A 26,302-nucleotide genomic window follows, 5' to 3' on the forward strand; every position below is an offset into this window, starting at 1 on the left:
GCGAGGGGTTACTCCAGCGGCTCCTCGCCGAGCATCTCGATGCCGAAGCCCGAGAGGCCGACATAGGCCCGCGACGAGGTCGAGAGGTTGCGGATCGAGACCACGCCGAGGTCGCGCAGGATCTGCGCGCCGAGGCCGACCTCGCGCCAGGCCCGCACCCGCTGTGCCTCGGCGCCCTCCTCCGCGCTCCCTTCCGCGTAGCGCGACAGCGGCACGCCGGCGGTGCCGTCGCGGAGATAGACGAGGACGCCCCTGCCCTCGGCGGCAAAGCGGCGCATCACCTGCTCGATCTGCCGGCCGCCCTCGATCACGTCGGCGACGACGTTGGAGCGGTGGAGCCGCACCAACAGGTCGCGTCCGTCGCCGATCGGGCCGTGCACGAAGGCGAACTGCTGGATGGTCTCGAAGGGCGTGACGTAGGCATAGCCCGTCATCGGCCCGAACTCGGTCTTGACCGGGAACTGCCCGACCCGCTCGACCAGCCGGTCGCGGGCCTGCCGGTAGGCGATGAGGTCGGCCACCGAGACGCGGGCGAGCCTGTGCGTCTCGGCGAAGGCCGTGATCTGCGGCCCCTTCATCACCGTGCCGTCGTCGTTGGCGAGTTCGCAGATGACGCCGACCGGCGGGAGGTTGGCAAGCCGGCAGAGATCGACGGCGGCCTCGGTGTGGCCGGAGCGCATGAGCACGCCGCCGTCCCTGGCGATGAGCGGGAAGACGTGGCCGGGGCGCACGAAATCGGCCGCGCCCATGTTGCCGTTGGCGAGCGCCCGCACAGTGTTGCAGCGCTGCTCGGCGGAGATGCCGGTGGTGAGCCCGTGGCGCACGTCGACCGTCACTGTGAAGGCGGTGCCGAGCGGCGCATCGTTCGAGGCGACCATCGGATCGAGGCGCAGGCGCCGCGCCTCGGCCAGCGTCAGGGGCGCGCAGACGATCCCGCAGGTGTTGCGGATGATGAAGGCCATCTTCTCCGGCGTGCAGAGAGAGGCCGCGACGACGAGATCGCCCTCGTTCTCGCGGTCGTCATCATCGGTGACGACGACGATCTCGCCGCGGGCGAAGGCCTCGATGGCCTGGGTGACGCAGGTATGGGACACGGGAAGCCTCGGGATGCGCGGGGCGGCTCAGACGCTGCCGACCTGCCCGCGATGGCGCAGATAGTGATCGGCGAGGACGCACGCCATCATCGCCTCGGCGACGGGCACCGCGCGGATGCCGACGCAGGGGTCGTGGCGGCCCTTGGTGACGATCTCGGCGTCCTGGCCGTCGCGGGTGACGGTGCGGCGGGGCGTCAGGATCGAGGAGGTCGGCTTCACGGCGAAGCGGCAGACGATGGGCTGGCCCGTCGAGATGCCGCCGAGGATGCCGCCGGCGTGGTTGGCGAGGAAGGCCGGGCGACCGTCGTTGCTGGCGCGCATCTCGTCGGCGTTGTCCTCGCCCCGGAGCGCCGCGCTGGCGAAGCCGTCGCCGATCTCGACGCCCTTGACCGCGTTGATCGACATCATCGCCGCGGCGAGATCGGCGTCGAGCTTGCCGTAAACCGGGGCGCCGAGGCCCGGCGGCACGCCCTCGGCCACGACCTCGATCACCGCGCCGATGGAGGAGCCATCCTTACGGATGCCGTCGAGATAGCCTTCATAGCGGGCGGCGGCTTGCGCGTCCGGGCAGAAGAACGGATTGCGGGCGGTCTCGTCCCAGTCCCAGCGGCTCCGGTCGATGGCGTGCGGGCCCATCTGCACGAGCGCCGCGCGGATGGTGATGCCGGGGATCACCTTGCGGGCGACGGCGCCGGCCGCCACCCGCGCCGCGGTCTCGCGGGCGGAGGAGCGGCCGCCGCCGCGATAATCGCGGATGCCGTACTTGGCCTCGTAGGCGTAGTCGGCATGGCCCGGCCGGTAGCTGTCGCGGATCTCGGAATAGTCCTTCGAGCGCTGATCGGTGTTCTCGATCATCAGCGCGATCGGCGTGCCCGTCGTGAGCTGGCGCCCCTCGGTGCGGTCGTCGCCGAACACGCCCGACAGGATGCGCACCTGGTCGGGCTCGCGGCGCTGCGTGGTGAAGCGGGACTGACCGGGCTTGCGCCGGTCGAGCTCGGCCTGGATGTCCTCGGCCTCGAGCGCCAGGCCGGGCGGGCAGCCGTCGACCACGCAGCCCAGCGCCGGGCCGTGGCTCTCGCCGAAGGTGGTGACGCGGAACAGGTGGCCGAACGTATTGTGGGACATCGCCGACCCGCTCTAGCGCGGGATGCGCGGAGTCACAAACTCACCACGCCTCCAGGCAGCCGCGGCTCCCACAGAACCCCGCCGGCCGTTGGCTCGCGCACGCCCGTCGTGGAGGGAAATGTGTTCGGCAGGCCCTTGAGGGAGCGCACGGCGAGGTAGGCGAAGGCCTGCGCCTCCAGGTAGGCGGAGGACCAGCCGATGGCGTCGGCGGTCGTGATCTCGGCGCGCAGATGGTAGTTCAGAAGGCGCACCAGCTCACCGTTCTTGGCGCCGCCGCCGGCGACGATCCAGCGGACGGGCACCTCCGGGGCGTGGTCGAGGGCGCGGGCGACGGCGCGGGCGGTGAAGGCGGTGAGCGTCGCGGCGCCATCCTCCGTCGAGAGCTGGCCGGCGAGCTTGTGGGAGAACCAGTTCCGGTCGAGCGACTTCGGCGGTCGCCGGAAGAAGAACGGGTGAGTGAGGAGCCAAGCCAGCAGTTGCTCGTCGGGCCGCCCGCGGGCGGCAGTGCGGCCGCCGTCGTCGAGGTTCTTGTTCTCCCGCTCCTGCATCCACTCGTCGATGAGCGCGTTGCCAGGCCCCGTGTCGAAGGCGATGACGCCGCCCTTCGAATCGATCAGCGTGGCGTTGGCGACGCCGCCGATGTTGAGGATGCCGAACGGCCCCTCGAAGCCCGAAGCCTCGGCGAGCGCCTTGTGGAACACGGGCACCAGCGGCGCCCCCTGTCCGCCCGCCTCGATGTCCGCCCGGCGGAGATCCGAGACGACGGGAATGCCCAGGCGGTCCGCCAGCGCCTGCCCGTCGCCGACCTGAATGGTGATGCGTTGGTCCGGCCGGTGGATCACGGTCTGGCCGTGGAAGCCGATCACGTCGATGTCGGAGGGCTTGAGCCCGTGATCCGCGAGGAAGCGCTCCACCGCCTCGGCATGAGCCTCGGTGACGAGGGCTTCCGCCTCCGGCAGGCGGCCCGGCCGGTCGCCGGGCATCACCACGCTCTCGGCGTCCTTGGTGGCGGCGCGCAGCAGTGCCTTCTCCTCGTCGGAATAGCCGCGATATCCGGTCGGCCCGAGGGGTTCGAGGAAGTTGTTGTGGCCCTTCGTGACGGTGACGGCCTCGCCGTCCGTCTCGATGAGCGCCACGTCGACGCCGTCCAGCGAGGTGCCGCTCATCAGCCCGATCGCGCGCATCGCCGCCATCCGCCCCTGCCCCGTGCCTTTCCGTGGACGCCCTGCTAAAGGCGGCCCGCATTCCCCGTGCTTCGGGGAGCTAGCACGCGCGCCCCGCCCTGTCGCGGCGGCCGCCGACCCGCCGGGACCCCGTGATGATCGCTGAGAGCTTCGCCCCGAAATCCGACTTCGTCCGGACTCTCGCCGAGCGCGGCCACATCCACCAGGCCTCGGACCTCGCCGGCATCGACGCCGCCGCGGCGGAGGGGCGTCTCACGGCCTATGTCGGCTACGACTGCACCGCGGCCTCGCTCCATGTCGGCCACCTGCTGTCGATCATGATGCTGCACTGGCTGCAGGCGACCGGCGGAAAGCCCGTGGCGCTGATGGGCGGGGGCACCACCCGCGTCGGCGATCCTTCCGGCCGCGACGAGAGCCGCAAGATCCTGTCGCTCGAGCAGATCGAGATCAACAAGCAGGGCATCCGCAAGACCTTCGACCGGTTTCTCACCTTTGGTGAGGAACCCGGCGAGGCGCTGATGGTCGACAACGCCGAGTGGCTGACGAAGCTCAACTACATCGACATGCTGCGCGACATCGGCCGGCACTTCTCCGTCAACCGCATGATGTCGATGGACAGCGTGCGGATGCGCCTGGAGCGCGACCAGGAGCTGTCGTTCCTGGAGTTCAACTACATGATCCTCCAGGCCTACGATTTCGCCGAGCTGAACCGCCGCCACGGCTGCACGCTCCAGATGGGCGGCTCGGACCAGTGGGGGAACATCGTCACCGGCATCGACCTCGGCCGGCGGCTCGGCACGCCGCAGCTCTACGGGCTGACCTGCCCGCTGCTCACCACGGCGTCGGGCGCCAAGATGGGCAAGACCGCCGCCGGCGCCGTCTGGCTCGATGCCGGGATGCTCAGCCCTTACGACTACTGGCAGTTCTGGCGGAACACCGAGGACGCCGACGTCGGCCGCTTCCTCAAGCTGTTCACGCTGCTGCCGCTGCCCGAGATCGAGAGGCTCGCGAGCCTCGGCGGCGCCGAGATCAACGAGGCGAAGAAGGTCCTCGCCACCGAGGCCGCAGCGCTGATGCACGGCCGGGAGGCGGCCGAGGCCGCCGCCGAGACCGCCCGCAAGACCTTCGTGGAGGGCACGCTCTCGGCGGACCTGCCGAGCGTGTCGGTGCCTCGCGCGACGCTCGCCGCCGGTCTCGGCGTGCTCTCGGCCTTCGCCGAGCATGCCCGCCTCGTGCCCTCGACGAGCGAGGCGCGCCGCCAGATCAAGAACGGGGGCCTGCGCGTCAACGACGTGCCGGTGAGCGACGAGAAGGCGGTGCTGAGCGTGGCCGACCTGACGCCTGAGGGCGTCGTGAAGCTCTCCTTCGGCCGCAAGAAGCACGTGCTGCTGCGGGCCGAGTAAATCCGCCGCGTCTTCGAACTACCTGTTCGAAGACGCAAGGCAAGCCCGAACGGGCGCCCGCGCTCATGCGCGGAACGCTTCGGCACTGACGCAGTCAGTGCCGAAGCACGCTAATATCAATCAGCGGTCGGGGAAAGTCGCCGGCGGCACGCCGTCGGCGAAGGAGTCTCCGCCGCCGGCGCTGAACAGCTTGCGCAGGATGCCCGGCGCGATGGCCGAGAGCGGATTCACGCTCACGTCCGGCGAGCCGAGCTTGCCGGCGACGCGGAAATTGACCGCGAACAGGCCCTCGTTGTGCCCGCCTCCCAGCAGCGGGCCGAACAGCGGCAGTTGCGAGACGACGTTGTTCAGCCCGTAGAGCGGCACGAAGGTCCCGGAGATGTCGAGGCGCTCGCGGGTGGTGTCGAGGTAGCCGCCGAGGGTGAAGCCCATGGCGGCGTTGGAGATCGCCGCGTCGCGGAAGTCGAAGCGGCCGCCGGTGCGGACGAAGTTGGCGCGCATCCGGTCGAAACCCACGTCGCCGCTGGCGTCGAGGTTGCGGCGGCGGCCGGTCGGGTCGGCCCCCTCGCCGCCCTGGGAGACGATGCTGGATAGCGCCGGCTCGTTGCGCAGCGCGAAGTTCCGGATCTGGACGACGCCGGCCTGCGGCCCATCGGCGAGGTTGATGCTCATGGCCATGCGGCCGCCCTGCATCCGCTTGTAGGCGTCGGCGAAGCGCAGCGTCGCGCCGGCATCCTGCGACTCGATCGAGAGCACCGGCACGCCGCGCTCGCCCCGCGTCACCGTCGCCGCGAAGGGCGCGGAGCGGAATCGGCCGGAGATCGTCGCCCCGCGCACGTCCTTGCCGCGCAGGTTCAGCTTCACGGCAGCATTGGTGAGGGCCTCGTCGTTGTAGCCGGTGAGGATGCTGAGCGCGATGTCGGCCTCGATCTCCTTCGGGCTCGCCTCCTTGGCGCCCTTCGCGTCGGGCGCGTTCATCGCCTTCAGGAAGGGGCGCGCATCGGCCACCGCGCCCTTCACGGCGATGCGATAGGCGTTGCCGTTGCGATCGACGGCGACGCGCATGTCGTCGCCCGGCGAGAGCTTAAGGCTGGCGAACTCGGCCCGGTCGAGGGCGCCCTCAGGCCCGATCACGGCGCTGCCCCGGCCGCTCGCCGATCCCGCCTCGAAGGCGATGTCGCGCAACTCGGCGGCACCCCCGGCGCCTTCCGCGTAGGTGAAGCCGAGGCGTCCCGGCCGGCCGGCAGCCTTCACGAGGCCCGGCAGCACGCCGTCGAGGCCCGCGCGGGCAAGATCGGCCTCGACCCGCACCGGCGGCTTGCCCTGGCCGCTCCGGCCGACGGGCACCACGGCCCTGGCCGTGATCGGGCCCGTGAGCTGCGGCGCGACGGGCAGGCCCTTGCGGGCTCGGAAGGCCTCGTCCAGCGTCATGGCGAGGTTCAGCTCGCCCGGCACGCCCGGCTTGAGCCCCTTCATCTCGGCGGCGATGGGCGCCCCGGCAAGCCGGCCCTCGCCCTTCATGGAGAAGCCGGAGCGGTCGTAGGCGAGGGCGAACCTGCCGCCCTCCAGCCGATCCTTGCCCATGGCCTTCTCGACGGCGAGGTCGGCGAGCGTCCCGTTGAGCGTCACCGGCAGGTCAACTAGTTCCGGCACGTGCTTGAGGTTGAGGGGGAAGTCGATGCGCAGGTCGGCCGCACCCTTCACCGTCGCCGGGTCGATCTCGGCGCCGACGAGACTCTTGAACATCTTGGCCTGGAGGAGCGAGGCCAGCGCGTCGGCGCCGCCTGTGAGGCGCAGGCCGATCTGCGCCTGGACCTTCTCCGGCGTGATCTCGGCGATGACGAAGCTGCCGTCGTTGACCGCGAGGGTGCGGCCGTCCTCGTTCCGGATCTCGGCGGTGACGCCCCGGATCGTCGTGCTCTGCCCCGTCACGGTGCCGGCGACGCGGCCGCGGCTGAGCGGGGGCGCGTCCGGCGAGACCGCGAGCGTGGCGTTCGAAACCGCGAAGGCGATGCGCAGGGCCTGGTCGGGCATCGGATCGCCGCGGGTGGCGGCGGCGAGCTCGCCCGCGGACATGTCGACGGTGAGGTCCACCGAGTCGAGGCGGCCGCCCCGCAGCTCGTCGACGAGATAGTTGCGGGCTCCCGGCGCGATATGCTCCGGCCAGAGGCGCAGCGCCGTGCGCAGGTCGCTGTCGGAGGCGACGACGCGCAGGGTCAGCCCCTCGTCGTCGCCCGCCGTCGCCAGCGTCCCGGTGATACGGCCGGTCACGGTCGGCCCCTTCAGGCTGAAATCGTCGATCGAGACGCCGCCGCCCTTGCCCGAGATCCGGGCCTCGAGGCTGCCGATCGGGACCGCGGTGTCCGCCGGCGCGGCGCCGCGCAGCACGGCGTCGCGACCCGAGAGCGTCGCCGTCCAGGCCGTGTCGGAGCCCGCCGGGCTCTCCGTCCAGGCGCCGGTGAGGTGCACCTCGTTGCCGGCCCCCCGGTAGTCGAGCGCGTCGAGGTGAAGGGCGCGGGCCGCCTCGTCCCACCGGGCGCTCGCGGTGATGCTCTCGATGGTGACAGGGTTGAAGTCCTTCTCCTGGATGAGGACGTTGCCGTCGCTGGTGCGCAAGCTCGCCTTCATGTCCTCAATGCGGCTGCCGTCGAGGGCGACGTCCGCGCGGGCGGAGAGCTTCAGGTCGGTGAGGATCGGCAGGGCCGACTTGCCGGAGAGGAGCAACAGGTCGGCGAGCGGCAGGTCGTCCAGGGTGATGACGCCCGTGCGGCGGCTGCCCCCCGCCTCGCGCAGGGTGCCCCCGAAGCGCCACTCGCCGTGCGGGCCGTCGATGCGCAGCTCGAACAGGCGGGCGTCCTGCGTGGCGTCGCGGCCGAACAGGCCGTTGACGTGCTCGAACACCGCCCGTTCGTGCCCCTCCTCGTCGACGAGGGTGAGGCGGGCATCGGTGATCCGCGCCCGGTCGAGGGCGCCGACGACGCCCGCCGAGTCGAGCACCACGCCGAAGATCGAGCCCACCGCCGCCGACACCGGCGAGACGCTGCCGCGCGCCGTATCGACGCTCGGCAGGGTGTGGGGGCTCGCGGATTTCGGATTGGCCGCCTCGGAGGCGGCGAAGGCGATCGAGCCGTCCCGGTGGACCAGGGCGGTCATCTGCACGTCGCGGAACTCGATGGAGCGGGGTTGCACCGTGAACCGAGCGAGCCCCCAGGTGTCGAGGCTGACGACGGCGAGCGGGGCGCGCACCACCGTGGCGCCCTCGGGGTTGCGGATGTCGAGGCCGGTGACGCGCAGCGCCAGGGAGTTCTCGTTGTCGAGCTCGAGGGCGCTGTCGCGCAGGGTGACGGTCCAGCCCGGGCCGATGCGCTCGGCGAGCGCCGCGCCGACCCGTTCCGAGAGCCCGTCGATGCGCAGCGGCCCGTAGGTCAGGCGCAGGATGCCGGCGCCGACGAGGGAGACGGCCAGGAGGAGCAGAACGCCGGCCGACAGGAAGCAGAGCCCGCGCCATCGCCGGGCCGGCCGCCGTATCAGGGCCCTGTCCTCAACCATTCGCACCCTGGGATCTGGATCGGGTCGCAGCGCTCACCTAGAAACCGCGCGGTCCCGGCCGGGCGGCTATCCCGGCAGACACATCACCAATCGGCCGAAAGGAAGGCACGATGAGCCTCGAACCCGGCAACCCGGCTCCGGATTTCACCCTTCCCGGAGCGGGAGGGCAGACGCTGGCGCTTTCCGCGCTGAAGGGCCGCAAGGTCGTGCTCTACTTCTATCCGAAGGACGACACGAGCGGTTGTACGCTGGAGGCGCAGGCATTCAACGGCCTGGCGGAGGCCTTCGCCGCCGCTGACGCGGATGTGATCGGCGTCTCGCCGGACTCCGTGAAGAGCCACGACAAGTTCCGCGCCAAGTACGGCCTGACCTTCCCGCTGGCCTCCGACGAGGGCAAGGACATGCTCGGCGCCTACGGCGTCTGGGTCGAGAAGAGCATGTACGGGCGCAAGTACATGGGGGTCGAGCGCACCACGGTGCTGATCGATCGGGAGGGGCGCGTCGCGCGGGTCTGGCCGAAGGTGAAGGTCCCCGGCCACGCGGAGGAGGTGCTGGAGGCCGCCAGGGCGCTTTCCTGATCGGCGCCGCCGCGCCGGAGCCCCCGCCGGCGTCGCCGATGCCACCCTCGCGGCCCGGCGTTCGCTCACGGGCGCCGGGAGCCGCAGGACGGTCGCGACGGCGCCGCTCGGCATGGGATCGGCGCCGCTGCGATCACCGCCCGTCGCGGGCGATCAACGCCAGTAGCGCGTCGATGCCCTCCCGCAGGGCATCGGCGGGAAAGTCGCTGAATACGATCCCGGTCGGCAGCGCGGCACCGTTGAGCTCGGCCCCCGGAACCACGTCGCCGGCCTCCTGCGCGACCCGGCGCAACCTCTCCGCCAGGAAATCCGCGGCCGCGTCGTCGGTGAGCAGCGTGTCGAGGGTCAGGTCGATCGTCCCTGGACCGCTGACCTCCGCCGCCCGGTACCATGCCGCCACGATCGCGGAGAGCCGCGCGTCGGGCTCCCGCTCCTCGAGCCGGCGCAGGAGAGCGACGAGGGCCAGCAGCGAGCGGTCGTTCAGGGTCGCGGTACCGCCGCGGAACGCCTGCGTGGAATGGGCCATCTCGGCTCTACCTCAAGAAGATGATGGTCTTCTGCGTGCCCTGGGTGCCGTTCGCGACGTCGTTGCGCAGCGTCTCGAACTGCTGGTCCGAGAGACCGAGGGTATCGACGACGAGAACCCGCGTCGCGGTGTTGCCGCCCATGGCGTCGCGTATGACCGAGTTCCGGAGGCCCTCCAAGCTGCCGCGCTCCGGCAACGGCCCTTTCAGGCTGATCGGTCCGAGGATGCGGTCGACGAAATCGTAGGCCGGGTCGGCGCTTCGATCGATCCGGCGGCCGAGCGCCTGCTCCAACCGGACCCCGGCGATCCCCTCGGCCTGCCGGTAGCCGCCGAGGGCGGGATCGTCGCCGAGTTCCAACTGGCGGGCGCGCAGCCCGATCGTGTCCGTGAGATCGCCGCGCAGATCGCCGAGCGAGCGAGCCTCCAGCGTCACGACACCCGTCATCGCCGGGTCGACCGGCCCGAAACCGGGCAGGGGGGGCATCGGCTGTGCAGGCGTCAGGCCCGGCAGCGCGAGACCCTGCGGTGGCGCCGCCGCGAAGCCCGGCAGGGCGCCGAATCCCGGCAGGGCCGGCGTGAAGCCCTCCGGGCCGAGATTCGGCACGGCGGGCGCGAAGCCCGGCAGGGGCGCGAAGGCGCCGTCCGGCAGCGGTGCGAACCCGAGCGCCGGGCCACCCGCGGCGAAGAGCGCCGGATCGAGGCCGGCGAAGGCGGGAACGGGGCCGAAGGCGCCCGGAAGCGTGGGGACCGCATCAGCCGGTGCCTCCGGCGCCGTCCCGCCCTCCGGAGGCGCCGCATCCGGCACGGTCTGGCCGGGGCGCAGGCCCAGCGCCTGCATCCGTGCCTCGCTCTCGAGGCGCATCTGCGTCTCGGCCGCGTCGCTCGGGATGGTCCCCGTGTTCCCGAACAGTCCGTAGAGGAAGGCGCCGACGCCGGTGGCCGCCGGCAAGATCCGCGCCGCGGAGGGCAGCGCCGCGCCGATCACCTCGGCGCCCGCCAGCAGGCCCTCGCCGAAGGTCGCACCGGGCGCGGCCGCGAGACCGGCCGCCGCGAGGGCCGGATCGGGTGCCTGTGGCGGCGCCTCGGCGGGGATGGCCGGCGGCGGGGCCTGATCGAAGGCGAGAAGCCCCGGCGCGACCGGGGGCAGCGCGGCCTGAGCTGCCCGGAGGAAGCTCGGCGGCAGGATCGGCCCGGTGATCGGCGGGGCGGACATCGCCGCACGCTGCGCGTTCATGCTCGCGAGGTTGGCGTCCGTCTGCGACTGCATCTGCGCCGAGCGGGCCGCGGCCTGCTCCGTGAGCGCCGCGTTGAAGGCGGCCGACTGCGCGTCCATGCGCTCCGAGAAGGCGCGCTGGTTGTCCGCGAACTGCTGGTTGATCTGGTGGAAGCCGGCGATCGGATCGCCGTAGCTGCCGTCGCCAGGCAGAGCCCCGCCGCCCCCGATCGGATCAGGCGGCCCCGCCGTGACGCTGATCGTCGGAAGGTTGATCGACAGCGGTGCCGTCGAAACCGGCGGGATGTAGGCGAAGTTGGTGCCGCTGCTCATGGCCGGCTCTCCCGGATCGAACCCGGGAGGCAGGGTGCGGCACCGACCTGACAGCAACCTGTCGGACCGGCGGGCGGATCAGTCGATGTCCTCGACCGTCTCGCCGCCGCCGTAGACGCGCTGGGCCAGCGCTGTCTCCATGAACGGGTCGAGGTCGCCGTCGAGCACCTCGTCCGGGTCGGTGGACTGGGTGCCCGTGCGCAGGTCCTTCACCAGCTGATAGGGCTGGAGCACGTAGCTGCGGATCTGGTGGCCCCAGCCGATATCCGTCTTGGCGGCGGCCTCGGCGTTGGCTTTCTCTTCGCGCTTCTTCAGCTCGGCCTCGTAGAGGCGGGCGCGCAGCATGTTCCAGGCGGTCGCCCGGTTCTTGTGCTGCGAGCGCTCCTGCTGGCAGGCGACCACGATCCCGGTCGGGTTGTGGGTGATGCGCACCGCCGAGTCCGTCGTGTTCACGTGCTGTCCGCCGGCGCCGGACGAGCGGTAGGTGTCGATCCGGCAGTCGGATTCCTTGATCTCGATCTCGATCCGGTCGTCGATGACCGGATAGACCCAGACCGACGCGAAGCTCGTGTGCCGCCGGGCGCTCGAATCGTAGGGTGAGATGCGCACGAGCCGGTGCACGCCGGACTCGGTCTTGAGCCAGCCATAGGCGTTGTGGCCCTTGATGAGGAGCGTGGCGCCCTTGATGCCCGCCTCCTCGCCGTCCGACCACTCGACCACGTCGACCTTGTACTTCCGGCGCTCCGCCCAGCGGGCATACATGCGCTGGAGCATCAGGGCCCAGTCCTGGCTCTCGGTGCCGCCGGCGCCGGAATGCACCTCGAGATAGGTGTCGAACCCGTCCGCCTCGCCGGAGAGCAGCGTCTCGATCTGGCGGCTCGCGGCCTCCTTCTCGACGGCGCGCACGGCGTTCTCGCCCTCGCGCACGGTGTCGGCGTCGCCCTCGGCCTCGCCGAGCTCGATCAGGGTCGCGGCGTCCTCGAGCTCCTGCTCCAGGCGCTTGATGGCGGCCACGGCCTCATCGAGTTGCTGGCGTTCGCGCATGACGCGCTGCGCCGCCTCGGCGTCGTTCCAGAGGTCGGGGTCCTCGGAGGCCGCGTTCAGCTCCGCGAGGCGCTTCTCGACGGTATCCCAGTCAAAGATGCCTCCTCAGCAGTCCGATCGACTGCTTGGCGGCATCCGAGCTCTGCTCGATCTCGGCGCGCATCTGGTGTTTCAGGTCCGGTGTCGGTGACGTGCGGGGGTGATAGGGCGATGCCGGCGGCGTGTAAACGCGCCGGGCCCGATCACGAATGCAGGGAGGTGTGTGCGCTCAGCGCGGGGCGAACGGGCCCAGCGGCCCCTTGTAGGCGGGGTTCAGCACGTATTCCCGCGGCCGATGGCCCTTGCCGAGCTGACCTTCGCCCGGCCCGTCGTTGTAGTAGGCGAAGCCGGTGAGGCCGAAGCCGCCGCCGTTCATGACCTGCGGCACCGGGATCGCCGGCACGGCGGCGAGGTCCGGCCGGGAGGCCGGCACCACCGGCCGCCCGTTGTCGCGGTCGACCTCCAGCACGGTCGGCCCGTTGGGGTAGGTATAGTAGGAGGGCACGCCCTGGGCGAGGGCCGGCGCCGCGAGCGCGGGAAGCACGAGGGCGACGAGCGCCGTGGTGGTGGCCTTACGCGACACGCGGTGATCCTCCCTGGGACGGACCGACGGGTCCCGCTCCCTCAAGCTTGGCCGGGACCCTACCTCAAGCGGCGGTCGCCGTCACGGGCGGGCGGCTCAGCCCTTGGCGCGAAGCACGACCTGCGGAGCGACCGGGGCGGGGGTGCAGTTGGTGGTGAAGGCGTTCAGCACCAGCGGCTTCGAGTTGCAGGTGAAGGCCGCGTCGGGGCCCGGCGCCGGCACCGGATCGCGGGCGACGATCGGGTTCGGGGCGCAGGCCGCGAGCGGCGCCGCGAGCACGAGGGCGGCGGGCAGGATCAGGCGGCGCATGGGATTTCCGGAAGCGAACACGTCGCCAAATCCTGGGGACGCCCCCCGCCCGTGGCAAGCGCCGACGGGGAGACGAGGCCGGTTTGGCGGCCCGTGTCTCCCCCCCGCCACATGATCCGTCCCAGCGCTCAGCCGGCCTTGGCGATCGGCACGACGTTGTGGAGCGTCTTGTCGGTGCCGTCGAAGAAGCGGCGCACATTGCGGGCCGCCTGCCGGATGCGCTGCTCGTTCTCGACGAGCGCGATGCGCACGTAGTCGTCCCCGAACTCGCCGAAGCCGACGCCCGGCGCCACCGCCACGTCGGACTTCTCCAAGAGCAGCTTCGAGAACTCCAGGCTGCCGAGCGAGCGATAGCGCTCCGGGATCGGCACCCAGGCGAACATCGAGGCGGCCGGCGTCGGGATCGGCCAGCCGGCCTTGCCGAAGGACTCGACCAGGGCGTCGCGGCGCTTCTTGTAGATGCCCCGCATCTCCGCGATGCAGTCGTCCGGCCCGTTCAGCGCCGCGGTGGCCGCGACCTGGATCGGCGTGAAGGCGCCATAGTCGAGATAGGACTTCACCCGCGTCAGCGCCGCAAGCAGCCGCTCGTTGCCGACCGCGAAGCCCATGCGCCAGCCGGCCATAGAGTAGGTCTTCGACATCGAGGTGAACTCGACGGTGACGTCGATGGCACCGGGCACCTCCAGCACCGAGGGCGGGGGCACGCCGTCGAAGTAGACCTCGGCGTAGGCGAGGTCCGAGAGCAGGATGATCTCGTGGCGCTTCGCGAAGGCGACGAGGTCCCGGTAGAAGTCGAGGCTCGCGACGTAGGCGGTCGGGTTCGAGGGGTAGCAGACCACGAGCGCCACGGGCTTGGGGATCGAGTGCTGCATCGCCCGCTCCAGCGCCGGGAAGAAGGCCGGCGTCGGCTCGGCGGGCACGGAGCGGATGACGCCGCCGGCCATCAGGAAGCCGAAGGCGTGGATCGGGTAGCTCGGGTTCGGCACCAGCACCACGTCGCCCGGCGCCGTGATGGCCTGCGCCATGTTGGCGAAGCCCTCCTTGGAGCCGAGCGTCGCCACGACCTGCGTGTCCGGGTTGAGGGTGACGCCGAAGCGGCGCTGGTAGTAGGCGGCCTGGGCGCGGCGCAGGCCCGCGATGCCCTTGGACGCGGAGTAGCGATCCGTACGCGGGCGGCCGGCGGTCTCGACCAGCTTGGCGATGACGTGCTTCGGAGCGTCGAGGTCCGGGTTGCCCATGCCGAGATCGATGATGTCGGCGCCGTTGGCGCGGGCGGCGGCCTTGATGCGGTTCACCTGCTCGAAGACGTAGGGGGGAAGACGCTTGATGCGGTGAAAATCGGTCATGGCCCGTGTCCGTGCCGGATGGAACGGGACATGCGAGGCTCGGCGGCCCGCTTCGTCCCGGAGTGGCTTGATCGCCCTCTCTAGCACCTCGGGCGCCGCAAGGGACCCCGAAAAGCGCTACTGGGCCGCCGAAGCCGGCGCGCCCTTGGCGGCCGCCTTGCTGGCGCCCTCGGCGGCGCGGCCCTTGGCCTCGTTGCGGCTGCGGGCGCCTTCGAGCTCGGCCTCGAGCGCCTTCTGGCCCTCGCTGGACTTCGCCCGCACCGGACGCTTCGGCGCCGACACGCCCACGGGTAGAAACTCCTGGCTCGCGGGGCGGGACGCCGCCACGAACTCCGGTGCCTCGGCGGTCTTGGGGGCGCCGCCGAGGCCGAGGGGCCCGCGAAGCGGGCTGACGTCGCCGGAGCAGGCGGAGACCCCGGCCGCGAGAACGGCCGCGGCGAGGCAGCGCGGGAGATTGGCAGCGGACAAGCGGTTCATGTCTGTCTCGAAGGACGGACGGGACGATGGCGAAACTTCCGCCTCGCGCGTTACTTTGTCTTAAACGAGGCTCCCGGAATCGGGCAGCCCGAAGCATGCAGGGAGAGAGGCTCTTGGCCACGCGTGACCGGCTCGACCGGGCGGAAGCCGCAACCGCGCTGCCGGACCCGGAGGCACTCTCGCGCAATGCCGGCCTGCTCGCCGAGGAGATCGGCCGGGCCGCCGCCCGCTACTTCCAGCCGGCGGAAGGGGGTGCCCCGCCGAAGGGCATGAACGAGGAGGTCGCCGAGATCGTCCGCACGCTGGCGGGCGTCGCCGAGAAGTGGTTCGCCGATCCGCAGAAGGCGAGCGAGGCGCAGGGGAGGATCGCCAAGGAGTTCGTCGACCTCTGGGGCGCGACCTGGCTGCGCCTCCAGGGCCAGAGCGCGCCCGCCATCGCCGAGCCCGAGCCGAAGGACGCCCGCTTCAGCCACGCCGAGTGGTCCACGAACCCGGTCTTCGACTTCCTGAAGCAGGGCTACCTCATCACCACCCGCTGGGCGGAGTACCTCGTCGACAACGCCGAAGGGCTCGACGACCACACCCGCCACAAGGCGCAGTTCTACCTGCGGCAGGTCTCGGGCGCCCTCTCGCCCTCGAACTTCCTGATGACAAACCCGGAGCTGATCCGGCACACACTGTCCGAGAACGGCGCCAACCTCGTGCGCGGGATGCGGATGCTTCAGGAGGATATCGAGGCGGGCAAGGGCGAGCTGCGGGTCCGCCAGACCGATCCCACCGCCTTCGAGGTCGGCCGCGACGTGGCGGTGAGTCCCGGCGAGGTCGTGTTCCGCAACGACCTCATCGAGCTGATCCAGTACGCGCCGACCACCGAGACGGTGCTGAAGCGGCCGTTCCTGATCGTGCCGCCCTGGATCAACAAGTTCTACATCCTCGACCTCAACCCCTCGAAGAGTCTCATCGGCTGGATGGTCTCGCAGGGACTGACGGTGTTCTGCATCTCCTGGGTCAACCCGGACATGCGCCACGCCGACAAGGACTTCGAGAGCTACATGCGCGAGGGCGTCGAGGCGGCGATCGACGCGATCGGCGCCGCGACCGGCGAGCGCGAGGTCTCGGCGGCGGGCTACTGCGTCGGCGGCACGCTGCTCGCCGTGACGCTCGCCTACCAGGCGGCCACCGGCAACACCCGCATCAGGAGCGCGACGCTGCTGACCACCCAGGTCGACTTCACCCATGCGGGCGACCTCAAGGTCTTCGCCGACGAGGAGCAGATCAAGGGCATTGAGGCCCGGATGAGCGAGAAGGGCTATCTCGACGGGTCGCGGATGGCCGGCGCCTTCAACATGCTGCGCCCGAACGATCTGATCTGGTCCTACGTCGTCAACAACTACCTCAAGGGCAAGGCGCCCTCCGCCTTCGACCTGCTCTACTGGAACGCCGACGCCACGCGGATGCCCGCGGCCAACCACTCCTTCTACCTGCGCAACTGCTACCTCGATAATACGCTCGCGCAGGGCCGGATGGTGCTGGGGAACGTCCGGCTCGACCTAAAGAAGGTGAAGGTGCCGATCTTCAACCTCGCCACCCGCGAGGACCACATCGCCCCGGCGCTCTCGGTCTTCGAGGGCTCGTCCAAGTTCGGCGGCAAGGTCGATTACGTGCTTGCCGGCTCCGGCCACATCGCCGGCGTCGTGAACCCGCCCGCCAAGGCGAAGTACGGGTTCTGGACCGGCGGCCCGGCCAAGGGCCGCTTCGCCGACTGGATCGCGGTCGCCACCGAGACCAAGGGCTCCTGGTGGCCCTACTGGTTCCAGTGGCTGGAGGCGCAGGCGCCCGAGCGCGTACCGGCTCGGATCCCCGGCGAGGGCGCGCTGACCTCCCTCGGCCCGGCACCGGGCACCTACGTGCGTATGAAGGCCTGAGGGGCCTGCCGGAAAAGAAAAGGGCGCCGCTGGGGCGCCCTTTCGTTTCGATGCGGGGAGCGGGGCTCCTCAGTACTTGCGCACCAGCGGCGCCGGGGCGGCGACCACGGCCGGCTCGCCGAACTGGTAGCGGAAGCCCACCGAGACGATGTCGGCGCTGCCGTCGGCGACGCCGGCGAAGGCGATGCTCTGGCCCAGCGCGTTGCTCACGTTGTAGTCGCGGCCGGCGCCGGCGAGGATGCGCCCGCGCTCCACGAACAGATGCTGGTAGCCGGCGGTGAGCAGGAGCTTCTCGTTCCAGCGGTAGCTCGCGCCGATCGAGAGGCCGACGCGGTCGGCGTCGGGCAGGCGCACGGAGCGGTTCTCGAAGTCGATGGGCGACTGCTCGTAGGAGACGCCGGCCCGCAGCGTCAGGTTCGGCGACCAGTCGTACTCGCCGCCCAGCGAGTAGGTGTAGCCGTCCTTGTAGCGCAGCGGCAGATGGTTGACCGTCACGCCGAGCGTCTTGGAGACGATGCCGACATCGCCGAGCCGGGACCAGTTGTCCCACTCGAAGCCGAGGCTCATCCGGAAGACCGGGCTGATCACCTGCGTGATGCCGGCCGTGACCTTCTCGGGCGTGTTGAGCTTGGCGCGGACCTGGCCGGCGAGCGGGGCGAGCGCCAGCAGCGGCACGCCGATGGAGCCGTCGATGTCGTGATGGACCGACGAGCGGTAGCCGACGCCCAGCGTGGTGCCGGTCGGCGCCGTGATCAGCGCGCCCGCCGTGAAGCCGACGCCCCAGGAATCGCCCTTGATGAAGGAGCTCGGCAGGGCCGTCGCCGGCAGCAGCGGCGTCAGCGGCACCGCCTGGCGCAGCGTCAGGCGGAAATACTCGATGTTCGGGCCCGCCGCGACCGAGAGCCAGTCGGTGACCTTGAAGCCGACCACCGGGTTGAAGGCCAGGGAGAAGATGCGGTTCGAGCGGCCGTAGGCCTCACCGGCCCAGACGTCGCGGGGCTTCGTCACGAGGCCGAAGGGCGCGCCGGTCTGGATGCCGATCCAGAGGCGGTCGTTGAGCTGGTAGGACGTGGCGCCCGAGGGCAGCACCGCGCCCTGGCCGATGTCGCCGCTGCCCGGCAGCGCCGAGTACGGGGCGCTCGTGCCCGGCAGCGTGCGGATGTCGCCCTGGAGGTTGATGAAGGTCAGGTTCTGCTCGGAGACCCAGCCGGGACGCATCGTCACCGTGGCCGGGTTCCAGAACATGGAGGAGACGCCCGCCGCGCCGGCGCCGGCGCCGGCGAAGGACATGCCGAGGCCGATCGCGCTCTGGTCGCGCAGGCCGAAGGCGCCGGCCTCGGCCGAGGCGGTGCCGAGCGCGACGGCGGCGAGAGAGGCACCGGCGAGGGCGATGGCCCGAAAATTCCCCAACATGACGCTTCCAGCCTTGTTTCGCGGTCCCGACTTCCCGACCCCAGCGCGGGCGCAGCACCTTCGAGAGACACTGTGCCTGTGGTCGGATCATCGATCAATGGTCGCCCCGGCCGGCGAGATCGACTGAGATTTGTTTGCGAATGACTGTGGTTTTCATGACGCTCGCGTCGAGGGCCAAGCAAAGCAGCACCTCGCCAAGATTGGTTCACACCTGAACTTTCCTCTGCTTAAACATTCATCACCCGGCCCAAGGGGACGCTTCGCACTTTTGTGCAGGTCGTGTGGGATTTCGGCAACATCCTTCCGCCCTCCCCTCGACTCTTGACCCCACAGGCGCCTCTCCCACCTTCGCCGGGACGATCGTTGGGGGGACGCGACATGAAGCTCATCCGGCACGGCGCCAGCGGCGACGAGAAGCCCGGCCTCGTCGACGGCCGCGGAATCCGCCGCGACCTCTCGGCGATCCTGCGCGACATCGCCGGTCCCGCGCTGAGCCGCGAATCGCTTGATCGCCTGCGCCGCATCGATCCGGAGAGCCTGCCGGTCGTGCCGGAGGACCGGCGCCTCGGCCCCTGCGTCGGCGGCACGCGCAACGTCGTGGCGGTCGGCCTCAACTACTCCGACCATGCCGAGGAGGCAGGCCTGCCGGTGCCGGCCGAGCCGATCCTGTTCTCGAAGGCGCCCTCCTGCCTCTGCGGGCCGGACGACGCGGTCATCATCCCGAAGGGCTCGAACCGCACCGACTGGGAGGTGGAGCTCGCTATCGTCATCGGCGCCCGCGCCTCCTACGTCCACGCCAACGAGGCGCTCGACTACGTGGCGGGGCTGACGATCTGCAACGACGTCTCGGAGCGGGAGTGGCAGTTCGACCGGGGCGGCACCTGGAGCAAGGGCAAGGGCTGCCCGACCTTCGGGCCGCTCGGCCCCTGGCTCGTCACCCTCGACGAGATCCCCGACCCGAAGGCGCTGAACCTCTGGCTCGACCTCAACGGCGAGCGCATGCAGTCGGGCTCCACGGGCCGGATGATCTTCGACCTCGCCCAGCTCGTCGCTTACGTCTCCCACTTCATGATGCTGGAGCCCGGAGACATCATCACCACGGGGACGCCGCCCGACGTCGGCATGGCCCGCAAGCCGCCCCGCTACCTGAGGAGCGGCGACGAGATGCGGCTCGGCATCGACAGTCTCGGCGAGCAGCGCCAGCGCGTCGTCGCCTTCGACGACTGGACGGCGAAGGTCTCGGCGGGCGAGCCGACGAACTGACGCGAGGTGGCATTCCGTCGACCTCGGCCGCGGCGCCTTGATTTTCTGAAGGAGATTCGCCTGATGGCGGCATGAGAACCCGCCTCGCCGCTCAGACGCCCGACATCCGTCACGACTGGACCCTCGCCGAGGTGCGGGCGGTCCACGACATGCCCCTCCTCGACCTCGTGCACCGCGCCGCCGCGATCCATCGGACGCATAACGACCCCTCCGACATCCAGCGGGCGAGCCTGCTCTCGATCAAGACGGGCGGCTGCCCGGAGGACTGCGCCTACTGCCCGCAATCGGCCCATCACAAGGAGGCCGGCCTGCCCCGCGAGCGGCTGATGGCCGTGGACACCGTGCTGCGGGAGGCCGCCGCCGCCAAGGAGGCCGGCGCCCACCGCTTCTGCATGGGTGCGGCCTGGCGCCAGCCCAAGGACGGGCCGGAGTTCGACGCCGTGCTCGCCATGGTCCGCGGCGTGCGCGGCATGGGCATGGAAGCCTGCGTGACGCTGGGCATGCTCTCGCCCTCGCAGGCGCAGCGCCTCGCCGAGGCCGGGCTCACCGCCTACAACCACAACCTCGACACCGGGCCGGACTTCTACGGCGACATCATCTCGACGCGGACCTACCAGGACCGGCTCGACACGCTCGCCAACGTCCGCGAGGCCGGCATTGGCGTCTGCTGCGGCGGCATCGTCGGCATGGGCGAGGGCGTGAGCGACCGGGCCGCGATGCTCCAGGTGCTCGCCAACCACGCCCCCCACCCCGAGAGCGTTCCGATCAACGCCCTCGTCGCGGTAGGCGGCACGCCGCTGGAGGATCGCCCGCCGGTCGACCCGCTCGATCTCGTGCGCATGTGCGCGACGGCGCGCATCGTGATGCCGAAGGCGCGGGTGCGCCTCAGCGCCGGCCGCAAGTCCCTGACGCGGGAGGCGCAGGTGCTGTGCTTCCTCGCCGGCGCCAACTCGATCTTCTACGGCGAGCGCCTGCTCACCACCGCCAACAACGGAGAGGACGAGGACGAGGCGCTGCTCGCCGATCTCGGCATCCCGGTGGCGCGGCCGACGCTCGCCGCCGCGGAGTAGCCAGACGGTTCAGGCTGCGCGGGGACGGTTGGGGGCGACGTCCGGCAGGTCGATCCGGAAGGTCGTGCCCTGCTCGGAGCGCTCCAGGGAAAGGCTGCCGCCGTTCAGCTCGATGAGCTCGTAGGCGATGGCGAGGCCGAGCCCCGCCCCGCCCGAGGCGCTGCCCTTGAAGGGCGTGAACAGGTTCTGCCGCACCCGGTAGGGCAGGCCCGGCCCGTTGTCGGAGACCCGGATCACCACGCGCCCCGAGCCGACGCCGCCTTCGCGCTCGGCCACGATCCGCACCACGCCCGGCACCGACGGGGCGGCCTCGCGGTCGCAGGCCTGCACGGCGTTGCGGACGAGGTTGTGCAGCGCGCGCGAGAGCTGCTCCGGGTCCGCGCAGACCTGCATCCCCGACGGCGCCTCGGTCGTCACGAGGACCGTGTTGCCGACGGCAAGAGCGCCGATATCCGGCAGCTCGGCCAGGATCGGCGCGATCAGGGTCAGGCGCCGCTGCGGATGGCGCTCCGTCGCCCGTCCGTAGGCGAGGGTCGCCTCGCAGAAGCGCACGGCCCGGTCGAGGGTCGCGACGAGGCGCGGGGCGAGGCGCCGGGTGTTCGGGTCGCCGCCGTCGCCCAGGCGATCGCCGAGGAGCTGGGCGGTCGCGAGCAGGTTTCGCAACTCGTGGTTGATCTTGCTGACGGAGAGGCCGAGCTCGGCCAGCCGCCGCTTCTCGCGCAGCTCGTCGGCGAGCGCCCGCTCGGTCCGCGCCAGGGCGACCTCGGCATCGCCGATCTCGTCGGTGCGCCGGGTGGGCACGATGATGCGGCTGACGTCGTCGGGCTGGGCGGCGTAGGCGATGAGGTTGCCCGCCAGGCGCCCCACCGGCCGCACGATCGTCTGCTGGAGCAGCGCGAAGACGACCGCGGTGGCCGCCGCCGCCACCAGGAGCGACCACAGCAGCAGCGTCATGGAGAAGGCCACCATCGAGTCGCGCAGAGGCTTCTCCGAGACCAGCACCTCCACCACGTCGAAGCCGTCGCTGCCGTGATCGACGATGCGGATTGGGTCCGAGGTCGGGATCACCATGGTGCGGAAGGCACCGTAGATCTCGTGGAGCTGCGTGTCGGTGCGCAGGTCGACCGTGTAGGCCACTGTCTCCGGCATCGTCTCCATGGACAGGAGCCGGCTCGCCTCGCCGTCGCGGATCACGATGGCGCGGGCGCCGACGCCCTGCAGGAGACGGGTGGCGAGCTCCTCGGAGACGGCGTGGGTGGGGCTGGCGTCGAGGACGAGGCCGGCGACGTTGGCCGCCGCGATCCGGTCGGAGAGCCAGCTCATCCGGTGGCTCGACAGGGACGGGACGTAGATCAGCAGCTCGGCCAGCGCGCCGACGCCGGTCGCCATGAGGAGCACGCGCAGGGAGAGGCCGAAGCGCCTCTTGCGAGGCTTCGCGACCGGGGCCTCCGCGGGCAGGACGGTCGCCTTCGGCATCTCGCCCCGCCGGATGGAACGCTCACTCATCCCTCGACTAGTCCGACGCCCGCGTCAGCGTATCCCCGGCGGCCGAGCCGCCGCCTCTGGTGACCGGAGGGCCGAAGACAGGCACCCGGCTCAGGCTGGTTCGAATCCCGGCCCCGGCCGGTTTCCCGGTGCGACCGTCCGCCACTGGTAGCGCGCGCGCCCTCCGCCCGTCGAGAGGGCCGACAACGCAGGGATGCTAGCCGGCGTCCGAAAGTCGACTTTCGCGCCTGCGGCCGGCCCGGCGGCGGATCGCCATGGACAGCGCGACGAGGCCGGCGAGGGAGCCGAGCCCGGCCACGAGCTTCGGCGTGACGAGGGAGCGCAGCGTCAGCGCGTTCTCGCAATCGCTGCCGCCGCCGGCGAGGCATTCGGCGCGGGCGCTCTCGTGGGCGGCGACCACGTCCTCGATCCCCGACCCCGTCGCCGCGTAGATGAAGGCGCCCGGCAGGAGACCGAGGAAGGTCGCCAGCACGAAGCTGCGCAGCCGCACGCCGAAGACCGCCGGCCCGAGATTGGTCATCCAGAACGGGAAGAGCGGCAGCAGCCGCAGGAGCAGGATGTAGGAGAAGGCATCCCGCCGGAAGCCCTCCGCGAAGGTGGCGAGCCTCGGCCCGGCCCGGCGGCGCAGGAGGTCGGCGGCGGCGGCGCGGCCGATGGTGAAGACGATCGCCGCTCCCGTGGTCGCCGAGGTCACCGCGACGAGGGCGCCGGTGACGACCCCGAACAGGAACCCGTAGACGATGGTCAGGACGAGCGTCGCGGGCACCGAGAGCACCACGGCGCCGACGTAGAAGAGCACGCCGAGGAGGATGGCCCGGGGCCGGTCCTCGGCCACGGCGGCGTGGAGCCAGGCGCGGGATTCGAGCAGCCGGTCGAGGCTGAGGAGATGGTAGGCGCCCGAGACGATGGCCGCGACGGAGGCCGCGACCAGGACGGCGAGCGGCAGCCAGCGCAGGGCGACGCGCCAGCGTCCCCTCGTCCGCACCGGTCCGCTCACGCGGGCTTGCGCATCCGCAGGATCTTGAAGAAGCCGCCCGGGAAGGTCGGCGCGACCCCGACGAACTCGACGCCGTTGCGCCGCGCCCAGGCCTCGATCCGGGTCGACTTGAAGGCCGACGACCAGCCGATCTTGGTGCAGATCGGCGCCACGATCTCCTCGACGCGGGCGACCGGCCCGTCCGTCTGGCCGAAATGGTTGGCGAGCACGATGGCGCCGCCGGGGCGCACCACCCGCAGGAACTCGGAGAGCGCGGCTTCCGGGTCCGGCACCAGGGTGATGAGGAACTGCGCCACCACCGCGTCGAAGGACTCGTCGGCGTAGCCCAGGCGGCAGACATCCATCACCTGGAGGCCGCGGACGTGGGAGAGACGGCGGCGGCGGACCTTGGCGCGGGCGCGCTTCAGCATGTCCTCGGAGAGGTCGACGCCGCAGACGAAGCTGCCCGACGGGTAGTAGCCGAGCGACAGCCCGGTGCCGACGCCGGCCTCGAGGATGCGCGGGCCGCTGGCGGTGGCCGCGTCGACGGCGGCGCGGGCGGCGGGCTCGGTGAGCTTGTCGTAGACGATGTCGTAGACCGGCGCCCAGCGGGCGTAGGCCTTGCGCATCAGGGCGGTCGTCGGGCCGGCCTCGGGCCGCTCGCTCAGCATGTCGTCCTCGGGGCTCTCTCGATGGTCAGGCGGCGTGCGCCGGGCGGTCTTGGCTCGTGTCGATCCGGCGGATGGTGCCCCCGCCGAGTACCTGCGCCCGGGGGCCGGCATCGGCGTAGATCACGCAGGCCTGCCCCGGCGAGACGCCGTCCTCGGCCTCCTCCAGCACGATCTCGGCGCCCTCGCCGGCCGCGTCGCAGGTGAGGCGCGCGGGGCGCGGCTCGCGGGTCGAGCGCACGCGCACGGCGACGGGCCGGTCGGCGACCGCACCGGCGGGCTCGGCGCCGAGCCAGTTCAGCCCGTCGACGCGGATGCGCTGGGTGGCGAGCGCCTCCCGGGGGCCGACGACGACGCGGGCGGCCTCCGGCTCGAGGCGCACGACGTAGAGGGGCTCGCCCGTGGAGAGCTTGAGCCCCCGGCGCTGGCCGACGGTGAAGTTCAGCACGCCCTGGTGCCGGCCGAGGGTGCGGCCGTCGAGATGGACGATCTCCCCGGCCCGCGCCGCGTCCGGGCGCAGCCGCGCAATCACGTCGGCGTAGCGGCCCTGCGGCACGAAGCAGATGTCCTGGCTGTCGGGCTTCTCCGCGACTGTGAGGCCGAGGTCGCGGGCGAGCCGACGGGTCTCGTCCTTGGGCAGCTCGCCCAGGGGAAAGCGCAGGAAGTCGAGCTGTGCCTGCGTCGTCGCGTAGAGGAAGTAGCTCTGGTCGCGGGCGGGATCGAGGGCGCGGAACAGGGCGCGGCGGCCGCTGCCGTCGACGGCGTGGCTCGCGACGTAGTGGCCGGTGGCGAGCGCGTCGGCGCCGAGGTCGCGGGCGGTGGCGAGAAGGTCGCGGAACTTCACCGAGCGGTTGCACTCGACGCAGGGGATCGGCGTCTCCCCGGCGAGGTAGCTGTCGGCGAACCGGTCGATCACCGACTCCCGGAACCGGTCCTCGTAGTCGAGGACGTAGTGGGGGATGCCCAGCGTCTCCGCGACGCGCCGGGCGTCGTGGATGTCGCGGCCGGCGCAGCAGGCGCCCTTGCGGTGCGTGGCGTCGCCGTGGTCGTAGAGCTGGAGCGTGATGCCGACCACGTCGTAGCCCTGCCGCGCCAGCAGCCCGGCCACGACGGAGGAATCGACGCCGCCGGACATGGCGACGACGACCCGTGTCTCGTGGGGAGATTTCGGAAGGTCGAGCGAGTTCATCGGGCCGCATCACGCGCCGCGCCGTCGAAGGGCGCGACCGTCAGGCGCCTCTATAGGAGGACTCGCGCGCGAGGGCCAGCGACGCCGGGGCGTGCAATCGGCGCAGGCCCGGCAAATGCTGCCGGGACGGCGGCAGCATCGGCCGGGCCGGAGACCGATCTCGCGCGGACAAGCCGAGAAAAATCAATTCGTTAGTGCGTGGCTCGCGGCTTGCTCGAGACCGGGCGAGGAGCTTTTGCCCCATGGCCCTATCCACCCTGGACACCGCCGACCGCGCCGCGGCCCGCCGTCTTGAGACGGCGCGGGACGCCCAGCGGCAGCGGCAGCGCGACACCGAGGAGCGCTTCTCCGTGGAGGCGCGGGCCGAGAAGGCGGACGAGGCCCGCGACGCCACCGCTGCGCGGCGGCAGGCGACGATCGAGGCGGACAAGGCGCCGCCGAAGCCCGCACAGGCTCAGCCGAAGGCGCTGCCCACGCGACCGGCCGAAACCGCTTCGCTCGGCGAGACCGCCACGCCGTCGAACACCGCGGTGAAACGCATCGCCGATGCCAAGACCGTCCCGTCCCGCACCGTCGAGGAGACGGAGTTGGCCCCGCAGCCGATCCCCTCGAAGCCGGCCGCGTCGGCTCCCGAGCAGGTCCAGGCCGCGACGGAGGCGCAGGGCGTCACCCTGGCACAGGACGCGATCGAATCGGAGCCCGAGACCAAGGAGTCGGCCCCTGAGACCGCCTCCGCCGAGAGCGATGCCATCCCGCTTCTCGCGCTGCCACAGCCGGCGCCCGCGCCGAAGGCGGCGCCGACGGCTGCCTCCGCCGCCGCTCCGGGCGAGGCGGCCAGCCCCCCGACGCGCGTGGCGGGACCGGCGGAGGTCGCGGCCGCGGTTGCCGGCAGCGGCGAGCCGCCGGACAGAAGCAAGGACGAGACCGGCAAGGTCGAGGCGCCCGCCGCGTTCAGCACCGCCCTCACCGAGGCGCAGGCGAAGCCCGAGATCCGCACGCCGCAAGCGGCGCCGGTCCATGCCGCGCCGAGCGCGCAGGCCGCTCCCGCTCCGGCGCCTGCGGTGCCCATCGGGCAGGTGCCGATGACCATCGGCCTGCGCTCTCTCGGCGGGTCGAGCCGCTTCGAGCTGCGCCTCGACCCGGTCGAGCTCGGCCGCATCGACGTGACCCTCGACATCGACAAGGACACCGGCACCGTCGCGACCCGCGTCGTGGTGGACCGGCCGGAGACCCTGGCGCTGCTCCAGCGCGACGCCGGCAGCCTCCAGCAGGCGCTGACCCAGGCCGGGCTCGACGCGAGCGAGGCCGGGATCAGCTTCTCCCTGCGCGGCGACGAGGCCGGCGGCCGCAGCGACACCAGCGGCGACGACCGGAGCCACGGGCGCCGCGCCACCGCCGAGATCGGCGAGACCCGCACCATCACCGAGGCCGTGCCCCTGCGCATCCTGCGCGGGCTCGGCGGCCTCGACATCCGCATCTGAGCAGGGAG

22 protein-coding genes are annotated in these 26,302 nt (G+C 71.6%); 6 read left to right on the top strand and 16 right to left on the bottom strand.

The features are described from left to right. Window positions 1-8 precede the first annotated feature (8 nt). The 3 genes from ribB to MFF04_RS09735 are packed head-to-tail and all read right to left on the bottom strand — an operon-like array spanning window position 9 to window position 3,412. Entirely contained in the window at window positions 9-1,094 is a 1,086-nt protein-coding gene (gene ribB, locus MFF04_RS09725; protein ID WP_238275396.1) for a 3,4-dihydroxy-2-butanone-4-phosphate synthase, read from the bottom strand. Between the two features lie 27 nt (window positions 1,095-1,121). Then, on the bottom strand, window positions 1,122-2,219 hold the full coding sequence (gene aroC, locus MFF04_RS09730) for a chorismate synthase (RefSeq protein WP_238275398.1): 1,098 nt from the start codon (window positions 2,217-2,219) through the stop codon (window positions 1,122-1,124). Window positions 2,220-2,251: 32 nt separating this feature from the next. After that, entirely contained in the window at window positions 2,252-3,412 is a 1,161-nt protein-coding gene (locus MFF04_RS09735; protein ID WP_238275399.1) for an anhydro-N-acetylmuramic acid kinase, read from the bottom strand. 125 nt (window positions 3,413-3,537) lie between these two features. Between MFF04_RS09735 and tyrS the strand changes: the two genes are divergently transcribed. Continuing rightward, window positions 3,538-4,806 (top strand): tyrosine--tRNA ligase, encoded by a 1,269-nt coding sequence (gene tyrS, locus MFF04_RS09740; protein WP_238275401.1) that lies wholly within the window; start codon window positions 3,538-3,540, stop codon window positions 4,804-4,806. Window positions 4,807-4,926: 120 nt separating this feature from the next. On the opposite strand, the gene MFF04_RS09745 is transcribed toward tyrS, so the two are convergent. Beyond that, window positions 4,927-8,355 carry a YhdP family protein gene (locus MFF04_RS09745; protein ID WP_238275403.1) on the bottom strand — a complete coding sequence of 1,143 codons (3,429 nt, stop codon included), beginning with the start codon at window positions 8,353-8,355 and terminating at the stop codon, window positions 4,927-4,929. Window positions 8,356-8,465: 110 nt separating this feature from the next. On the opposite strand from MFF04_RS09745, the gene MFF04_RS09750 reads away from it, so the two are divergent. Beyond that, window positions 8,466-8,933: a peroxiredoxin gene (locus tag MFF04_RS09750; protein ID WP_238275405.1), complete on the top strand. Its 468-nt coding sequence runs from the start codon at window positions 8,466-8,468 to the stop codon at window positions 8,931-8,933. Window positions 8,934-9,066: 133 nt separating this feature from the next. On the opposite strand, the gene MFF04_RS09755 is transcribed toward MFF04_RS09750, so the two are convergent. The 7 genes from MFF04_RS09755 to MFF04_RS09785 form a co-directional block, all read right to left on the bottom strand. Then, window positions 9,067-9,459 (bottom strand): hypothetical protein, encoded by a 393-nt coding sequence (locus MFF04_RS09755; protein WP_238275407.1) that lies wholly within the window; start codon window positions 9,457-9,459, stop codon window positions 9,067-9,069. A 7-nt stretch (window positions 9,460-9,466) separates the two neighbouring features. Next, window positions 9,467-11,005 carry a hypothetical protein gene (locus tag MFF04_RS09760; RefSeq protein WP_238275408.1) on the bottom strand — a complete coding sequence of 513 codons (1,539 nt, stop codon included), beginning with the start codon at window positions 11,003-11,005 and terminating at the stop codon, window positions 9,467-9,469. Window positions 11,006-11,083: 78 nt separating this feature from the next. Then, window positions 11,084-12,212 (bottom strand): peptide chain release factor 2 gene (gene prfB / locus MFF04_RS09765; protein WP_238275410.1). Its coding sequence is split into 2 segments (ribosomal slippage): window positions 11,084-12,142 and window positions 12,144-12,212, totalling 1,128 coding nucleotides; the frame shifts between segments, so codons are not numbered across the junction. A gap of 105 nt (window positions 12,213-12,317) precedes the next feature. Further along, complete coding sequence (locus MFF04_RS09770; RefSeq protein WP_238275412.1) at window positions 12,318-12,671, bottom strand: hypothetical protein; 354 nt, start codon at window positions 12,669-12,671, stop codon at window positions 12,318-12,320. A 96-nt stretch (window positions 12,672-12,767) separates the two neighbouring features. Then, window positions 12,768-12,980, bottom strand: a complete 213-nt coding sequence (locus MFF04_RS09775) for a hypothetical protein (RefSeq protein WP_238275414.1) — start codon at window positions 12,978-12,980, stop codon at window positions 12,768-12,770. A 128-nt stretch (window positions 12,981-13,108) separates the two neighbouring features. Then, window positions 13,109-14,326: an LL-diaminopimelate aminotransferase gene (locus tag MFF04_RS09780; RefSeq protein ID WP_238275417.1), complete on the bottom strand. Its 1,218-nt coding sequence runs from the start codon at window positions 14,324-14,326 to the stop codon at window positions 13,109-13,111. 117 nt (window positions 14,327-14,443) lie between these two features. After that, window positions 14,444-14,803, bottom strand: a complete 360-nt coding sequence (locus MFF04_RS09785) for a hypothetical protein (RefSeq protein WP_238275419.1) — start codon at window positions 14,801-14,803, stop codon at window positions 14,444-14,446. 113 nt (window positions 14,804-14,916) lie between these two features. Between MFF04_RS09785 and MFF04_RS09790 the strand changes: the two genes are divergently transcribed. Then, window positions 14,917-16,728: a PHA/PHB synthase family protein gene (locus MFF04_RS09790; protein WP_238275421.1), complete on the top strand. Its 1,812-nt coding sequence runs from the start codon at window positions 14,917-14,919 to the stop codon at window positions 16,726-16,728. A gap of 69 nt (window positions 16,729-16,797) precedes the next feature. On the opposite strand, the gene MFF04_RS09795 is transcribed toward MFF04_RS09790, so the two are convergent. Next, window positions 16,798-18,141 (bottom strand): OmpP1/FadL family transporter, encoded by a 1,344-nt coding sequence (locus MFF04_RS09795; RefSeq protein WP_238275423.1) that lies wholly within the window; start codon window positions 18,139-18,141, stop codon window positions 16,798-16,800. Window positions 18,142-18,519: 378 nt separating this feature from the next. Between MFF04_RS09795 and MFF04_RS09800 the strand changes: the two genes are divergently transcribed. Beyond that, window positions 18,520-19,404: a fumarylacetoacetate hydrolase family protein gene (locus tag MFF04_RS09800; protein WP_238275425.1), complete on the top strand. Its 885-nt coding sequence runs from the start codon at window positions 18,520-18,522 to the stop codon at window positions 19,402-19,404. A 71-nt stretch (window positions 19,405-19,475) separates the two neighbouring features. Then, complete coding sequence (bioB, locus tag MFF04_RS09805) at window positions 19,476-20,474, top strand: biotin synthase BioB (protein ID WP_238275427.1); 999 nt, start codon at window positions 19,476-19,478, stop codon at window positions 20,472-20,474. A gap of 9 nt (window positions 20,475-20,483) precedes the next feature. Here bioB and MFF04_RS09810 read toward each other — a convergent pair whose 3' ends face one another. From MFF04_RS09810 to mnmA, 4 genes are all read right to left on the bottom strand, one after another. After that, window positions 20,484-21,980, bottom strand: coding sequence for a sensor histidine kinase (locus tag MFF04_RS09810; protein WP_238275429.1), 1,497 nt, complete (start codon window positions 21,978-21,980; stop codon window positions 20,484-20,486). A gap of 196 nt (window positions 21,981-22,176) precedes the next feature. Further along, window positions 22,177-22,977 carry a TVP38/TMEM64 family protein gene (locus MFF04_RS09815; RefSeq protein ID WP_238275430.1) on the bottom strand — a complete coding sequence of 267 codons (801 nt, stop codon included), beginning with the start codon at window positions 22,975-22,977 and terminating at the stop codon, window positions 22,177-22,179. Continuing rightward, window positions 22,974-23,627 carry a methyltransferase domain-containing protein gene (locus MFF04_RS09820; RefSeq protein WP_238275433.1) on the bottom strand — a complete coding sequence of 218 codons (654 nt, stop codon included), beginning with the start codon at window positions 23,625-23,627 and terminating at the stop codon, window positions 22,974-22,976. The genes MFF04_RS09815 and MFF04_RS09820 overlap by 4 nt, the downstream gene beginning before the upstream one ends. Window positions 23,628-23,652: 25 nt before the next feature. Beyond that, complete coding sequence (gene mnmA, locus MFF04_RS09825) at window positions 23,653-24,813, bottom strand: tRNA 2-thiouridine(34) synthase MnmA (RefSeq protein WP_238275435.1); 1,161 nt, start codon at window positions 24,811-24,813, stop codon at window positions 23,653-23,655. 242 nt (window positions 24,814-25,055) lie between these two features. On the opposite strand from mnmA, the gene MFF04_RS09830 reads away from it, so the two are divergent. Then, the gene (locus tag MFF04_RS09830; RefSeq protein ID WP_238275437.1) at window positions 25,056-26,294 is read left to right on the top strand and encodes a flagellar hook-length control protein FliK; all 1,239 of its coding nucleotides are present in this window, start codon (window positions 25,056-25,058) and stop codon (window positions 26,292-26,294) included. Window positions 26,295-26,302: the final 8 nt, after the last annotated feature.

Source organism: Methylobacterium jeotgali, from assembly GCF_022179345.1.
In the GTDB taxonomy this organism is placed as follows: domain Bacteria; phylum Pseudomonadota; class Alphaproteobacteria; order Rhizobiales; family Beijerinckiaceae; genus Methylobacterium; species Methylobacterium jeotgali.